Origin of the sequence: Luteimonas rhizosphaericola (assembly GCF_029888045.1) — a bacterium.
In the GTDB taxonomy this organism is placed as follows: domain Bacteria; phylum Pseudomonadota; class Gammaproteobacteria; order Xanthomonadales; family Xanthomonadaceae; genus Luteimonas; species Luteimonas rhizosphaericola.
Window position 1 is genome coordinate 309,426 of sequence record NZ_JARXRN010000021.1, and the last position, 15,347, is coordinate 324,772.

Below are 15,347 nucleotides of genomic sequence, written 5' to 3' on the forward strand. Positions count from 1 at the left end.
TGGCCCGCGCATCGACCGCTATTGCGCGGCGGGAATCACCTGGCGGCCGCGCACCCACTCGGCCAGCAACACCGCCGTCGCCGCGGCGACGTTGAGGCTCTCCACCGCGCCGGTGCCGGGAATCGACAGGCGCAGGTCGCAGGCGCGGGCGAGGCCCGCATCCATGCCCTGCGCCTCGGCGCCTAGCACGTAGACCAGGCGCGGCGGCAGCGCGGTGGCGAACACGTCCGCGCCACCACGCACCAGGGTGGCGGCGAGCACGAACCCGGCCGAGCGCAGCATCGGGAGTGCCTCGTCCTGCGCCGGCAGGCGGACCAGCGGCACCGCTTCGGCGCCGCCCTCGGCCACGCGCGCGGCCGCGCCCGAAAGCCCGAGCGGCGCCTCGACCGGCAGAAGCAGGCCCGCCACGCCGAAGTGCGCGCACGCGCGCAGGATCGCGCCGAGGTTGTGCGGATTGCCCACGCCGTCGAGCCAGAGCGCGCAGCACGGTCCGACCGGGAGCGCCGCCAGCCAGGCGTCGAACGCCTGCGGCGATTCGCGCCGCACGTCGGCGACCACGCCTTCGTGGTGCGTGCTCGCGGCCAGCCGGCGCAGTTCTTCCACGTCCTCGACCACGCGGTAGCCGACGCGATGCGCCGCGCACCATTTCAGCAGCGGCTGCAGGCGCGGGATGCGGTCGGCCGACAGGTAGAGTTTGCGGATCGCGTCCGGCCGGCGCGCGAACACCGCCTCCACCGCGTTGAGCCCGTACAGGCGCAGCTCCGCGCTGCGGTCGCCACCCGTGGCGGCGTTCCCACGTGCCGGCGCGGTCGCTCCGCTCCCACGCGCGCCCCAGGGCGTCTCGCGCCCGGGCCCGAGCGGCATGCGCCTGCCCCCCATGTCAGTCGCGCTTGCGCCAGAAGGCCGCGTTGCGGATCCCGAGCGCCTCCGGGTCGAAGGTGGGATCCAGGCCCGCCTTCTTCTGCGCCTCGTAGTCGCGCAGCGCAACCAGCGCGGGCTTCTGCAGGATCAGGATCGCGATGATGTTGAGCCACGCCATCAGCCCCACGCCGATGTCGCCCAGGGTCCACGCCATTTCCGCGCTGCGCAGCGACCCGAAGGTGACCGCCGCCAGGATCGCCACCCGCAACACGAACGTCGTCCATGGCCGGTGGATGCGGCGGTTGATGTAGGCGATGTTGGTCTCGGCCATGTAGTAGTAGGCCAGGATGGTGGTGAAGGCGAAGAACAGCAGCGCGAGCGCCACGAACGGCGCGCCGTAGCCGGGCAGGATGCTCTCCACCGCGTTCTGCGCGAAGCCCGGGCCGACGTCCACGCCGGGCAGCGCCTGATACAGCATCGCGCCGTCCGGCCCGGTGACGTTGTACATGCCGGTCGACAGGATCATGAAGGCGGTCGCGCTGCACACCAGCAGCGTGTCGACGTACACCGAGAACGCCTGCACGTAGCCCTGCTTGGCCGGGTGCGAGACCTCAGCCGCGGCGGCCGCATGCGGGCCCGTGCCCTGGCCGGCCTCGTTGGAATAGATGCCGCGCTTGACGCCCCACTCGATCGCCAGGCCCAGCACCGCGCCGAACGCCGCCTCCATGCCGAACGCGCTGCGGAACACCAGCGCGAACATCTCCGGGATCTGCGCGTAGTTGACGAACATGATCACCAGCGCGACCAGGATGTAGGCCAGCGCCATGAACGGCACCACCACCTGCGCGAACGCCGCGATCCGCTTGACGCCGCCGAAGATGATGAAGCCCAGCGCCACGACGAGCAGGGTGGCGGTGGCGGTCGGCGGAATGTTCCAGGCGTTGGTCATGCTGGCCGCGATGCCGTTGGCCTGCACGCCCGGCAGCAGGAAGCCGGTGGCCACCACCGTCACCAGTGCGAACAGCCATGCGTACCAGCGCTGGCCCATCGCCTTCTCGATGTAGTAGGCCGGGCCGCCGCGGTATTGCCCGTTGTCGTCGGTTTCCTTGTAGATCTGCCCGAGCGTGGATTCCACGTATGCGGTCGACGCGCCCAAGAACGCCACCACCCACATCCAGAACACCGCGCCCGGCCCGCCGAAGTAGATCGCGGTGGCGACGCCGGCGATGTTGCCGATGCCCACGCGCCCCGAGAGCGACAGCGCCAGCGCCTGGAACGGCGACACGCCCGCTGGCGACTTCTCGCCCGACAGCATCAGCCGGATCATCTCGCGCACGCCGCGCACCTGCAGGAACCGGGTGCGGATGCTGAAATACAGGCCGGCGCCGAGGCACAGCCAGATCAACGGCGGGCTCCAGATCCAGCTGTTGAGGGTGTTGACGATCTGCTCCACGGACGCTCCCCAGGGGTTCGGACGGGTTGCCGCGCAACCGGCGCGCGGCGGCGGACCGGTCGATTCTGACCCATCGGCCCCGCAAACGCGAAGCCGCCATCGCGATCCCGTGTCCTCCGGTTGCCTGCGTGGCGCATCATCCGCCGCGCGGTCGCGATCCCACGCCGTCAGGACGTCGCAAGGCGCCCACCCGCGATCCGGGCGAACAGGCGCAGGTCGTGGAGCTGGCCGCGCTTGAGCACCGCGCCGCGCAACCGCCCTTCCTCGGCGAAACCGTTGCGCAGCAGCACTCGCGCGGAGGCGAGATTGAAATCCAGCACGGACGCCTGCAGCCGCTGCACCGCCAACGCCCCCATGACCCACGGCGCGTACGCGGCCACGATGCGGCTCATGTGTCCCCGCCCCCAGTGCGCGCGCCCGAGCCAGTATCCCAGCTCCGCGCCGATCGCCCGCTCGCGCGGCAGCCGGTGCGCGCCGATGCCGCCGCAGGCCTCGCCGTCGATCTCGATCGCGAACACCGGCCCGGACAGGTCGACCACCTGGCCTGCCAGAAACGCCTCGCCATCGGTCGGCGTATATGGAAAGGGAAAGCGATCGCTGGTCCCGCGCGAGACCTCGGGATCATCGGCGTGGCGGACGAGCGCAGGCAGGTCGTCCGCACGCCAGCGACGCAGGCGTACGCGTGCATCGGCGACAGGGATCGACTCGGGCCAGACCATCGACGGCGCTCGCGACACGGCCGTTCCAGCCTACACGCCGCGACGGTCGCGTGCGACCGCCAGGGCTCGACTCAGGCGTGCCCGCTGACGGGGGCGACTTCGGCCTCGAGCTGTTCGAGCTTCTTCGCCAGCGCGTCGGGCGAGCGGGTGAACGGGGCCAGCAGGGCGTAGAACGCGGGCACCACGAACAGCGACAGCACGGTGGCGAAGGTGACGCCGAAGATGATCACCACGCCGATCGTCGCGCGGCTGGCCGATCCGGGCCCACCGGCCACCACCAGCGGCACCGCGCCCATTACCGTCGCCGCGGAGGTCATCAGGATCGGGCGCAACCGCACCGCCGACGCTTCGACGATCGCGTCCTTGACGCTCTGCCCCTCGTCGCGCAGCTGGTTGGCGAACTCGACGATCAGGATGCCGTTCTTCGCCGCCAGCCCCACCAGCATCACGATGCCGATCTGGCTGAACAGGTTGAGCGTGCCTCCCGTCAACGACAATCCGATCAGCGCGCCCAGCACCGCCAGCGGCACGGTCAGCATGATCACCAGGGGGTGGATGAAGCTCTCGAACTGGGCCGCCAGCACGAGGTAGACGATCAGCAGCGCCATGGCGAAGGTCAGCAGCACCGCGCCACCGGCGCTCTGGTATTCGCGCGACTCGCCCTTCCAGTCGATCTGGGCATAGTCGGGCAGTTCCTCGTCGACCACCTGCCGGGTCCATTCCAGCGCCTCGCCCATGCTGTAGCCGGGCGCGAGCCCGGCGCTGATGGTGATCGCGCGCAGGCGGTTGAACCGGTTGAAGCTGCCCGGCTCGGCGATCTCGCCCAGCGTGACCAGGTTGGACATCGGGATCAGCGCGTCGTCGCGGCCGCGCACGTAGGTGTTGGTCAGGTCGGCGGGCGTCATGCGGGTCTCGCGCTCGGCCTGCAGCAGCACGTCGTATTCCTCGCCGTTGTCGACGAAGGTGGTGACCTGGCGCGAGCCCATCATCGTTTCGAGCGTTCGGCCGATCTCGGTGACCGACACGCCCAGGTCCGCGGCGCGACCACGATCGATCTCCACCCGCATCTGCGGCCGGGTTTCCTTGTAGTCCGAGTCGGGATCCTGGATGCCCTCGTTCTCCTGCATGCGCGCGAGGATCCGGTCGCGCCATTGCGCGAGCTCGGCATAGTCGGGGCCGCCCAGCACCAGCTGGTAGCGCTGCCCGCGACTGCCGACCAGCCCGCCGGGCACGTTGGCGCGCGCCTGCACGCCGGGCAGTTCCGCAAACCGGGCACGCAGGTCCGCCACGACCTCGTCGGTGGCCTGCTCTCGCTCGCCCCACTCCTCCAGGAACACGATCACCTGGCCGGTGTGCATCTCCTCGCTGCCGCCCCAGCCGCGCGGCACGCGCGAGTTGGCGCGTTCGATCGGCTTGCCCTCGCCCACTTCTCCCAGCACGATGCGCTCGACCTGCTGCATCTGCCCCACGGTGTAGTCGAAGCCCGCGCCCTCGGGGCCGTCGACCATCACGAAGAAGCGGCCGCGGTCCTCCGCGGGCGCCAGTTCGCTGGGCACGCGCAGGAACAGCAGCGCCGCCAGCACCGCGCAGGCCGCCATCACCGCCAGCACCAGCAACGACAGCCGGCCGGTCGGCAGGGCGACCACGCTCGACACGCGCTTGCCATAGCCTGCGCTGATCCGGTTGAGCTGCCGGTTGCGCCATGCGTTGAAGCCGCGTTCGGTGCCGTGCGGGCGCAGCAGCTTGGAACACATCATCGGCGTGAGTGTGAGCGCGATGAACGCCGACAGCGCGACCGCGCCGGCCAACGCGACCGACAGTTCGCGGAACAGGCGTCCGGTGTTGCCCTCCATGAATCCGATCGGCAGGAACACCGAGACCAGGACCGCCGTGGTGGCGATGACCGCGAACGCGACCTGCGCGGTCCCGCGGCGCGCCGCCACGAGCGGCGGCTCCCCCAGATCGACGCGTCGCTGCGCGTTCTCCAGCACGATGATGGCGTCGTCCACCACCAGGCCGATGCACAGCACCAGCGCCAGCAGCGTGAGCAGGTTGATCGAATAGCCGAACGCGTAGAGCGCGATGAACGCCGCGATCAGGCACACCGGCACCGTGACCGCCGGGATCAGTGCCGCCCGCAGGCTGCCCAGGAACATCCAGATCACCAGGAACACGAGCACCATCGCCTCGAACAGCGTCCAGTACACGCGATCGATCGAGGCATCGATGAAGGTGGTGCTGTCGTAGGCGACGAAGATCTCCGTGCCTTCCGGCAACGTGCCCTGGATCGTCTCGGCCTCGGCGCGCGCGGCCGTCGCCACGTCCAGCGCGTTCGCGGTCGACGTGCGGACGATCCCCAGCCCGACGTTCGGCACCCCGTTGCTGCGCAGGTAGGATCGGTATTCCTCGGCCCCCAGCTCGACGCGTGCCACGTCGCCCAGGCGCACCACGTAACCGTCCTCGCCGCGCCGCAGCGGCACCTGGGCGAACTGCTCGGGCTGGCGGTAGCCACGCTCGACGCGCAGGGTGAAATCCCGCGTTTCCGATTCGATGCGCCCGGCGGGCAGCTCGACGTTCTCGCTCCGCAGCGCGCCCTCGACGTCCGCGGCGGTGACGCCGCGCGCGGCCATCGCGTCGCGGTCGAGCCAGATGCGCATCGCGTAGCGCTGGCTGCCTCCGATCTGCACGCGGGCCACGCCGTCGAGCGCGGACAGGCGGTCGACGATGTAGCGGTCGGCGTAGTCGGTGAGCTCCATCGTGTCCATCGCCGTGGAGCGCATGTTCAGCCACACGATCACTTCCGCGTCGGCCTCGACCTTGGAGATTTCCGGCGGGTCGGCCTCGTCGGGCATCCGGTCCATCACCCGGCTGATACGGTCGCGCACGTCGTTGGCGGCGGCCTCGATGTCGCGGGTGAGGTTGAATTCGATGGTCACGTCGGCGCGGCCGTTGCGGCTCTGCGACTCGATGGTGTTGATCCCCTCGATGCCCGACAGCGCGTCCTCGAGGATCTGGGTGACGCGGGTCTCGACCACGGCGGCGGAGGCGCCGGGATAGGTGACTTCGACCGAGACGATCGGCGGATCGATGTTGGGCAGCTCGCGCAGGGTCAGGCGCATGAACGACATCAGCCCCAGCACCACGAGCAGCAGGCTCATGACGATCGCGAAGACCGGCCGCTTGATCGAGATGTCGGAGAGCATCATGGCCGGTCAGTCCTGGCGCGCCGCAGGTGCCGGCTGCGCCTGCCCTGGCGTTGGCTCCGCGGGCGGCGGCGTTGCGGCCTCTGGCGAGGCGGTCGACGCGGCCTGTCCTGCCGGTTGCGATCGCGCCGGCGGCGGATCTTCGCCGGACGGCGTGTCCGGCCCGCCCCCACCGGCCGCCGGAACCTGGCCTTCCTTCACCGTCGCGCCGGGACGCAGCTTGCCGGTGCCCTGGACCACGACGCGTTCGCCCTCCACCAGGCCATCGAGCACCTCGACACTGCCCGCGCGGCGCTCGCCCAGCGTGACCGGTGCGCGCTCCACGGTGTCGTCGTCCTTCACCCGCCACACGAACGTGTCGCGCCCCACCTGCACCACGGCGATCTCGGGAAGCACCAGCGCCTCGCGCGCGGACTGGGCCAGCTGCACCTGCAACAGCATGCCTGGCCGCAGGCGGCGTTCCGGATTGGGGAAATCACCCCGCACCAGCACCGCGCGGGTGCCGGGGTCGACCCGGGTATCGATGCTCGACACCTCGCCCCGGAACGACGTGTCCGGATAGGCGACGCTGGTGCCGACCAGCGACTGGCCCTGCTCGAGCAGCGACAGGTGCACTTCCGGCACCGGGAAATCGACGTGCACGCGCGAGATGTCGTCCAGCGTCGCCACCACGGTTCCCGGGGTGACCAGGGCCCCGGGGCTCACCTGGCGGATGCCCAGCACGCCCGCGAACGGGGCGCGGATGCTGCGATCGCCGATGTCGGCGCGCATCTGCGCGACCCGCGCGATCGTCGCGTCGCGCGTGGCGCGCTGGCTGTCGACCTGCGAGCGCGCGATCAACTGCTGCTGCACCAGTTCGGCGCCACGCCGATACTGCTGCTCGGCCTCCTTCGCCTCGGCCTCGGCTGCCTGCAGCGCGGCCCGCTGCTGGTTGCCCGAGAGGGTGATCAGGACGGCGCCCGCGGCGACTTCGTCGCCGCTGTCGAAGTGCACGCGCTCCACGGTCTCGCTGACCTTGGCGGTGATCGTCACCGATTCGCGCGCGGTCGCAGTGCCCAGGGCGGAGATGGTGTCGCTCCAGGGCGCCTTCGCCACCCGTGTGGTCGTGACCACCGCGGCAGGCGCGCCTTCGCCGGGGCCGGCGGGCGCGGCATTGCCGCCGCAGGCGGACAGCAGCAGGCACACGGCGGCGACGGCCAGGAGTCGGGTGACCGGGGCACGGAAATCGGAAGGCATCAGCGATGGGGGTGGGGAGAACCGCCCGATTCTAGCGAGCGTAGGGTGAAGGCGACCCCTGCCATCAGAGGGGTTCGATCCGGGTCCCGCGTTGTCAACCGCGGCCCCGGCCGTGCGTTATGCGCGACGCGTGGCGTGCCGGTCACGATCGCGACCGCGGGAATCCCGCCGCGATTCCGCGACTCACGTGCCGGGCTTGCGCGCCACGGCGGATCGCCGGCCGACCCGCTGGCGCGTCAGCCGGCGCGGCTCCAGCGTCCCTGCGCCGCCAGCGCATTGGCCCGGGCGCGCGCGAGCACGGTGTCCTGCGCCTTGCCGACATTGCCGGCCAGATCCCGGGACCAGATCTTCATCGCCGCTGACTGCATGGCCCGGCCGTACGAGAACGACAGCGGCCACGGGTGCGGCCCCATGCGGTTCATCGCGTCCAGGTGCGCAGTGGCGGCCTCGTCGTCCTGGCCGCCGGACAGGAACACGATGCCCGGCAGGATCGCCGGCACGGTCGACTTCAGGCACAGCAGGGTCGATTCGGCCACCTCGTCGATGCTGGCGACATCGTCGCTGTCGCCGCCCGGCACCACCATCGAGGCCTTCAGGATCGTGCCCTCGAGCGACACGCTGTGCTGGTAGAGCGCATCGAACAGCGAACGCAGCACCACCTCGTGCACCTCGTAGCTGGTCTCGATGTCGTGCCCGCCATCCATCAGGACCTCCGGCTCGACCATCGGCACCAGGCCCTGCTCCTGGCACAGCGCCGCGAAGCGCGCGAGCGCGTGACTGTTGGAATCGATGCAGGTGCCCGAGGGGGTGTCGTCGTCGATGCGGATCACCGCACGCCATTTGGCGAAGCGCGCGCCAAGCTTGTAATACTCCTCCAGCCGCGCGCGCAGCCCGTCCAGGCCCTCGGTTACCACCTCGCCGGGGCAGCCGGCCAGTGGCTGGGTGCCCTTGTCGACCTTGATTCCGGGCAGGATCCCGCTGTCGGCCAGCACCTGCGCGAACGGCACGCCCTCGCGGGTCGCCTGGCGGATGGTCTCGTCGTAGAGGATCGCGCCGCTGATGTGCTCGCCCAGGCCGGGCGTGGTGATCAGCAGTTCGCGGTAGGCGCGGCGGTTGGCCTCGCTGTTGGGAATGCCGACGTCGGCGAACCTGCGCGCGAGGGTCGCGCTGGATTCGTCGATCGCCAGGATGCCCTTGCCGGCGGCGACCATCGCCTGCGCGGTCTCGGCGAGCGTTTCGATGCTCATGTGGGGACGTCGGCCGGTTGGGAAACCGCCGGAGTATAGCCCCCGCTCCACGACAGCCACTGCCCGCCGGGACGCCTGGCGCCCGCCGTCGCGAGGCGACGGACCGCACCGCCGGCGTGGGGGCTGTCGCGCGCCTACAGCTCGCCCAGGCCCTCGGCGCGTCCGTCCTCGCCGATCTGCAGCAGGCGCAGGGTATTGGTCGCGCCGTGGGTTTCCATGCGCTCGCCGCTGGTGAACACCACGCGGTCGCCCGGTTCGAGCAGGCCGGCCTCGACCAGCAGGCGGATGCTGCCGCGGCCCGCCTCGCCGGGCGTCTGCCCGCGGCTGTCGTAATCGATCGGGAACACGTCGCGCATCAGCGCCATGCGCCGGCGCGCGCCGCCGTGGCGCGAGAACGCGTAGATCGGCGCACCGGAGCGGAAGCGCGACAGGTAGCGCGCGGTGCCGCCGGATTCGGTCATCGCCACGATCGTGCCCACGCCGATGTGCTCGCTCAGGAACATCGCCGCCATCGCGATCGCATGGTCGGCGCGCTCGAGGTTGCGCTGCGCCTTCTCGAAATCGGTGTCGTGCGAGAACTGGCGCTCGGCGCCGGTGCAGATGCGGGCCATCGCCTCCACCGCGCGCACCGGGAAGTTGCCCGCGGCGGTCTCGGCCGAGAGCATCACCGCGTCGGTGCCGTCGATCACGGCGTTGGCCACGTCCAGCACCTCGGCGCGGGTCGGGATCGGCGATTCGACCATCGACTGCAGCATCTGGGTCGCGGTGATCACCACCTTGTTGCGCGCCAGCGACTCGCGGATGATCTTCTTCTGCAGGCCCGGCAGTTCGGCATCGCCGATCTCCACGCCCAGGTCGCCGCGCGCCACCATCACCACGTCGCTGGCGTCGATCACCTCGGCCAGGTTCTCGATCGCCTCGGCGCGCTCCACCTTCGACACCAGCGCGGCGTCGCTGCCGTGCGAGCGCGCGATGCTGCGCGCCTCCTCCATGTCGGCGGCGTTGCGGCAGAACGAGACGGCGATGAAGTCGACCCCGATCTGCGCGGCGACGCCGATCAGCTCCTTGTCGCGCTCGGTCAGCGCGCCCAGCGACAGGCCGCCGCCGAGCTTGTTCAGGCCCTTGCGGTCGGACAGCACGCTGTCGTTGAGCACGGTGTTGACGATGCGCTGGCCCTCGATGCGCTCGACCTTGAGCTGCACCATGCCGTCGTCGAGCATCAGCACGTCGCCGGGGGACAGGTCGCCGGGCAGGCCGAGGTAGCTCACGCCCACTTCGTGCCGGGTGCCGGGGGGCGCGTCCTCGCTGGCCACCAGGTCGAAGCGGTCGCCGGTCTTGAGCGCCACCTTGCCCTCGGCGAAGCGTTCCACCCGGATCTTCGGCCCCGGCAGGTCGGCGAGGATGCCGACTTCCACCCCGACCCGCGCCGCGGCCTCGCGCACGGCCTGCGCTCTCGCCACCTGGCCGGAGGGATCGCCGTGCGAGAAGTTCAGCCGCACCACGTTCACGCCCGCGCGCAGGATGGCATCGAGCACCCCCGGCGGATCGGTGGCCGGGCCGAGGGTGGCGAGGATGCGGGTGCGGCGACGGTGTTCGGACATTGGACGGGAACCGGTTGCAAACGTAAGGATTGCGGCAGCGGCGCCGCGAGAGGCCGCTATCCTAGCCCAGCCCGTTGGCGATATCGCACATGTCCGGCGACATCCACGCCCGTCTTGCCGCCCTGCCCGCGTTCCCGACGCTGACGGGCGCGCGCGTGCGGCTGCGCGAACCGCGCACCGACGATGTCGACGGGGTGTTCGCACTGTTCGGCGACCCGACGGCGATGCGGTACTGGAGCAGCGCACCCATGCGCTCGCGTATGCAGGCCGAAGGCAGGCTGGAGGACATGCAGGCGGCGTTCGCCCGCGGCGAAGCGCTGGACTGGATCATCGCCGACCGCCGCAGCGATCGCGCGATGGGCACATGCACGCTATTCCGCTTCGACGCGCGCCATCGCCGCGCGGAAGTCGGCTATGCGCTCGGCACGGCGCACTGGGGCAAGGGCCTGGCCAGCGAGGCCGTGTCGCTGGCGCTGGACTGGAGCTTCCGCACGCTCGGCCTGCACCGCGTGGAGGCCGACATCGACCCGCGCAACGAACCCTCGCGGCGGCTGCTGCTGCGGCTGGGCTTCCGCAGCGAAGGCCTGATGCGCGAGCGCTTCTTCGTCGGCGGGGAAGCCACCGACTCGGAGCTGTTCGGCCTGTTGGCGCAGGAGTGGCGCAGGCCGGTGCGCTGACGGCAGCGAACCGTGAGCGCGGCCGGCTATCGCGCGCCTGCCTGGACACGATGCGGCTCGACGTAACGCTTCCCCTGGCGGTAGAGCGCCAGTCGCGCATGGAACCCGTCCTCGTCGAATCCGGCTTCCGCGGCTTCGGCGGGAAGGACTTCGATCGCCTCCTCCTGCAGCGCGACGGCGCGCTCGTACTCTCCCGCGGCCGCGTGGCAGGCTGCCACCGTGTCCATCCAGGCGGTCCGGTTTTCATCTTCGAGCAGCGGAATCGCCATCTCTCTGCCGCGCGAAGGGTCGAACAACTCGGACTCCGGTGCGGTGCACAGTCCCCAGGCGAAGTTGTTTCGGGCCGTCGACTCGCCCGCTTCCGCGCCTTGGCGCCAAAGCTCCAGCCCGCGCCGCCGGCTATCGAGCGTGTTGTCGCTCTGGTAGAAGTACCAGCCGCCATATGCGACGTACGCAGGCGCGTAGGACTGCCCGATCGCCTGTTCCAGCCAACGCTTGCCCTGTGCTTCGTCGCGGGCACCCAGTTCGCCGGTGAGCAGCGCGTATCCCAGACGCGTGGCCGAGGCGCCGTCTCCCTTCTCGGCGTCCACACGCAGCCAGGCATCGGCCTGCACGAGGTCCTTGTCCATGCCGCGCCCTGCAATCGCCATTTCCGCGAGGCGTCGGCGCGCCTCCGCGCTGTCCACCTGCTGCGACAGCGAACGATAGGCGTCGGCTGCCTGCCGCGGATCGCCATGCACGCCCGGCCGCGCGTATTCGTACAGGTTCGCCAGCAGCAGGATCGAGTCGACGTCGCCCGCCTGCACGGCACCCAGCAGCCAGCCCTCGGCCTGCGCCCATTCGCCGGCCATCATGCTGTGGTGCGCGCGGCGCCGTGCACCGAGCGCGCTGCCCCCCTGTGCCCCGCGTTCGATCAGCGCCCTCGCCTCGCGCCGCTGCGCCGCAGTCGAGGCGGCCGCAAGCAGGGCGGCACCGGCCGCGACCTGCGCGTTCGCATCGCCCACGTCCGAAGCCGACTTCATCCATCCGTTCGCGGCGAAATGTTCGTCGCGCTGATGGTGATAGCTCATCAGCAGCGCATAGCCCTTGCCGACACCGTTGTTCACCGGGTCGGCGAGTGCCCGCAATTGCTCCGGCACCAACTGCGGCGTGCCCGTTTCAGACAGCGCCAGCGCCGCGCCGATGGCGGCCACCAGCGGATCGCCCGCGGCCTGGGCCGATCGCACCCTCTGCGCCAGGAAGTCGGGCAGCGGCTCGCGCGATACGATCTGGGTCCACATGCCGGTCAGCATGCCCGTCGCGCCGTAGGGCGCCCAGCGTCGATCGGCAGCCTCCAGAAGCGCCTCGGCAGACCGGTGATCCCGTTCGACACCGACACCAAGGGCATAGGCGAGCGCGAGCAGCGCGGTGTGCGCCGCATGCTCCTGTTCGGCATGCGGCAGCAGCGCGTCGACAAGTCCGTCGGCACAGCGATCCGCCGGCTGGAGCGAGCAGGTCAGAAGCCAGGTGCTCAAGGACTGCACGCCGCCGGCGTCGGCACCGGGCCTGAGCCGATCGACGACGGCCGGGGTCGCTCCGGCAAGCCTGAATTCGAAGACCGCCTGCATGTCGAGCGCCGCTGCGTCGCCTCCTCCCGCTAGCGATTCGATGAAGCCGTGAGCCAGCTGCCGGCGCTGGAGCGGGTAGCCGGAGAACGGGTCTTCGCGCACGATGCTGTTGGCGGTGTCGATGTAGTCGAACCAGAGATGGCGCTCCGTGTTCTTCGCATCGTCCCAGACCGCGACCACGAGCGGGTAGTAGCGCTGCGGCTCGACGCTGGCGAAATACTCGTATCGGTACTCGAGGCCTGCCGATGCGAGCAGCGCATACACGTCCGCGGGTCCCATGACGCGCGCCGGCTCCGGCCAGAAGCCCTCCCGGTTGCCCGACAACGCCAGTCGGGACAGCGCCCCCGTCGCCAGCATCGCCTCTTCGGCCGACACATCGTCTCCCGCCGCCTCCGCGCACAGCATGCGAGCGCGGTGCAGCGCGATGCTGACCGGGGCCTGCCGGACGGCTTCTTCCAGGGCGGAGCCATGCTGGCGGCACGCATCCGGATCCACTCCGGCCTGCCCATATCCGACTTCGCCCAGCGCACCGTAGGCGTCGTACGCGTTGGCGTAGGCGGGGTCGGACAGGAACGTGGCCCAGGCGCCATCGGGCGCTGCGATCACGTCACGCGCCTCCAGCGGTCGATCTTCGGCCGAGACCGCCCATACGCAGGCAAGCAGCGGAACCAGGATGGCCGCGCGGATCGTGACGTTCTTCACTGGCTCATCTCCCCGTCGACGGCCTTGCGCAGGAGCTGCTGAAGACGTTGCTGACGATCGTCGGCCGCCGTGGCGGCAGGTACGCGGAACCGGAGCGTCGCGGAGAGCTCGTCCTGCAGCTTCCGCAGCTCGGCCAGATGTGCCGAGGCATCCGTGCCCGCCACCTCCCGATGCTTGACCTGCAGCGTGTACTGGATGTGGGCGCGGCCACCTTCGACCTCCAAGTCGCGCGCATAGTCGAATGACGGGATCGATGCCTGCCGCTGCTCCCTGCCGAACGTGGGCCTCCAACCGTCGGGCACCACCACTTCGATGTCATGGCGATAGTGTCCGGGCACCGCGTAGTCGAGTGGCGAGGTCCTCGCCATCGAGGCGGGAAGCTGGGCGAGTTCATGCAGCGTTTCGGCGTAGACGTCGAGCGCCTTCACCGCGCCGGACTCCGTGTCGAAGGGTTGCACGAGCAGGTATTCCTCCGTGACCCGGAGTTCATTGGCGTCGCGGTCGTCGCGCAGCACAGGCGGCGACACCACTTCGACCTCTCCGAGGCGACGCCGGTAGTAATCCGAATACCTGCGTGCCAGATCCTCGGGACGTTCACTGACGATGGTCCGCCGCCGGGAGTCGGCATGGTGACCGCGGTAGACCGTGTCGACCACGAAGCCCACTCGACGGCCATCGGGGCCTGGCTTGTAGCGTTCGACGACGGTTACCCCGTTGCGCGAGGCGCCGCCTTCAGGGGGCAGGATCGGCTCCATCCGGGCCGGCCCGGGCCCCACCGGCAGCGCGACGCCGTACGGGCTCAGGTCGTAATCGCCTGCGCGACCGCCCTGGAGGGTGATGGTGGGGTCCAGCCAGAGCACCTCCCCGCCGTCCTCGACACGTGCGATCACGTGGTTGAACACCGACGCGGAGGGTGCGAAGCCGGCGATCGACTTGCCCCGATCGGTACTCACCAGCGCCGGCACCGCCTCGACGCCGAGTTCCGACAGCAGACTCACCAGCAGGTACACCTTGTCCTTGCAATCGCCGAAGCGGCGCCGCCAGGTCTCGCCGGGCGGCGTCGGACGATGGGTGTTCTCACCCATCTCGACGCCGAAGTAGCGGACGTCGTCCTGCACCAGCCGCAACGCGGCAGTGATGCGCGCACGCCTGTCCGGCAGGCGCTTCCACGCCGCCAGTCTCTGCTCGAGGTCGACAGGCAGTTGGTCTACCCGCGGATACAGCGGGATTGCCCAGTCCACGACGTCCGCCCACGAGCGCGCCGGGCTGACCTGGGCCAGCGGATAAGGCTGGTACCAAGCGGGATACTGGCCATCGTCGACCACCAGCGGCAGTGCCTGCGCCTCGAGCCGCACCTCCACAGCGTCCGCGCGCTCCACGACCACGGCCTCGGGTGCGCCATTTTCGCGATGGATGTTCGGCCTTGTTCCCGGATCCAGCAGGACGCGCAGGCTCGCGCGCAGCATCGGATGCTGCCATCCGAAACGGATCCAGTCAGAACCCTGCCCGGCCAGCACGGGGTTGCTGCCGGCGATGCTGTAGGCGATCCGCACCACGTCGCGTGGCCGTACGTCGTCCAGGACGATGAGGGCGGTCACGGCGCCGTCGGCCAGGTCCTGTTCGAACCCATCTTCGCGGCGGGCCAGCGAGATCCGCTCGGGAGACAGGCGGTCGAGCCATTGTCCGTCGCGCCGCAGCCTGACGTCGTGGATCGTCAGTTGCTGGTAGCCCGGGTTGAAGCTGACCTGGAAGCGACCCGCGTCACCGACCAGCGACGCGCCCCGCACCTCGTAGGCGTAGTCGACGAAAAGCTGATCGCGGCCCTCGCGCCGGTCCGCCTGGACGTCGTAAAGCCAGTAGCGCCAACGCTCGTCCTCCGCCCCAGGCGCATCGGCAGGCCACTGCTCCGGCGATGGCGCGCGTTCCACGAATTCCGGCACCGCTCCGGTGCCGAATCTGTACTCGCCGCGCTCGTGTTCGACCACGGCCCCCTGCGCCGTTCCCGCAAGCAGGAACAGCCCCCACACGATCGCCCGCATCC

Annotated in this window: 9 protein-coding genes and 1 pseudogene; 1 reads left to right on the forward strand and 9 read right to left on the reverse strand. The window is 70.4% G+C overall.

What is annotated here, in order from left to right:
• Positions 1 to 18: 18 nt before the first annotated feature.
• The 7 genes and pseudogenes from QFW80_RS07790 to pyk form a co-directional block, all read right to left on the reverse strand.
• Complete coding sequence (locus tag QFW80_RS07790) at positions 19 to 864, reverse strand: TrmH family RNA methyltransferase (RefSeq protein WP_331488489.1); 846 nt, start codon at positions 862 to 864, stop codon at positions 19 to 21.
• A 16-nt stretch (positions 865 to 880) separates the two neighbouring features.
• Positions 881 to 2,314, reverse strand: coding sequence for an alanine/glycine:cation symporter family protein (locus QFW80_RS07795; protein ID WP_280601073.1), 1,434 nt, complete (start codon positions 2,312 to 2,314; stop codon positions 881 to 883).
• Between the two features lie 167 nt (positions 2,315 to 2,481).
• Positions 2,482 to 3,033, reverse strand: a complete 552-nt coding sequence (locus QFW80_RS07800; protein ID WP_280601379.1) for a GNAT family N-acetyltransferase — start codon at positions 3,031 to 3,033, stop codon at positions 2,482 to 2,484.
• A 71-nt stretch (positions 3,034 to 3,104) separates the two neighbouring features.
• Positions 3,105 to 6,239 carry an efflux RND transporter permease subunit gene (locus QFW80_RS07805; protein ID WP_280601074.1) on the reverse strand — a complete coding sequence of 1,045 codons (3,135 nt, stop codon included), beginning with the start codon at positions 6,237 to 6,239 and terminating at the stop codon, positions 3,105 to 3,107.
• Positions 6,240 to 6,410: 171 nt separating this feature from the next.
• Positions 6,411 to 7,472: pseudogene (locus QFW80_RS07810) on the reverse strand (efflux RND transporter periplasmic adaptor subunit); the annotation flags it as partial.
• A gap of 236 nt (positions 7,473 to 7,708) precedes the next feature.
• Entirely contained in the window at positions 7,709 to 8,719 is a 1,011-nt protein-coding gene (locus QFW80_RS07815; RefSeq protein ID WP_280601075.1) for a class I fructose-bisphosphate aldolase, read from the reverse strand.
• A 134-nt stretch (positions 8,720 to 8,853) separates the two neighbouring features.
• On the reverse strand, positions 8,854 to 10,320 hold the full coding sequence (pyk, locus tag QFW80_RS07820) for a pyruvate kinase (protein ID WP_280601076.1): 1,467 nt from the start codon (positions 10,318 to 10,320) through the stop codon (positions 8,854 to 8,856).
• Between the two features lie 89 nt (positions 10,321 to 10,409).
• Here pyk and QFW80_RS07825 point away from each other — a divergent pair, with 89 nt between their 5' ends.
• Positions 10,410 to 10,997, forward strand: a complete 588-nt coding sequence (locus QFW80_RS07825) for a GNAT family N-acetyltransferase (protein ID WP_280601077.1) — start codon at positions 10,410 to 10,412, stop codon at positions 10,995 to 10,997.
• 26 nt (positions 10,998 to 11,023) lie between these two features.
• Here QFW80_RS07825 and QFW80_RS07830 read toward each other — a convergent pair whose 3' ends face one another.
• Positions 11,024 to 13,306, reverse strand: a complete 2,283-nt coding sequence (locus QFW80_RS07830) for a tetratricopeptide repeat protein (protein ID WP_280601078.1) — start codon at positions 13,304 to 13,306, stop codon at positions 11,024 to 11,026.
• Entirely contained in the window at positions 13,303 to 15,345 is a 2,043-nt protein-coding gene (locus QFW80_RS07835) for a DUF3857 domain-containing protein (RefSeq protein WP_280601079.1), read from the reverse strand. Before QFW80_RS07835 ends, QFW80_RS07830 begins: the two co-directional genes overlap by 4 nt.
• Positions 15,346 to 15,347 lie beyond the last annotated feature (2 nt).

Bases quoted from the DNA above. Each gene is read 5' to 3' on its own strand.
- QFW80_RS07800 (WP_280601379.1), bottom strand. From the start codon at position 3,033: ATGGTCTGGCCCGAGTCGATCCCTGTCGCCGATGCACGCGTACGCCTG.
- QFW80_RS07815 (WP_280601075.1), bottom strand. From the start codon at position 8,719: ATGAGCATCGAAACGCTCGCCGAGACCGCGCAGGCGATGGTCGCCGCC.
- QFW80_RS07790 (WP_331488489.1), bottom strand. From the start codon at position 864: ATGCCGCTCGGGCCCGGGCGCGAGACGCCCTGGGGCGCGCGTGGGAGC.
- pyk (WP_280601076.1), bottom strand. From the start codon at position 10,320: ATGTCCGAACACCGTCGCCGCACCCGCATCCTCGCCACCCTCGGCCCG.
- QFW80_RS07805 (WP_280601074.1), bottom strand. From the start codon at position 6,239: ATGATGCTCTCCGACATCTCGATCAAGCGGCCGGTCTTCGCGATCGTC.
- QFW80_RS07835 (WP_280601079.1), bottom strand. From the start codon at position 15,345: ATGCGGGCGATCGTGTGGGGGCTGTTCCTGCTTGCGGGAACGGCGCAG.
- QFW80_RS07825 (WP_280601077.1), top strand. From the start codon at position 10,410: ATGTCCGGCGACATCCACGCCCGTCTTGCCGCCCTGCCCGCGTTCCCG.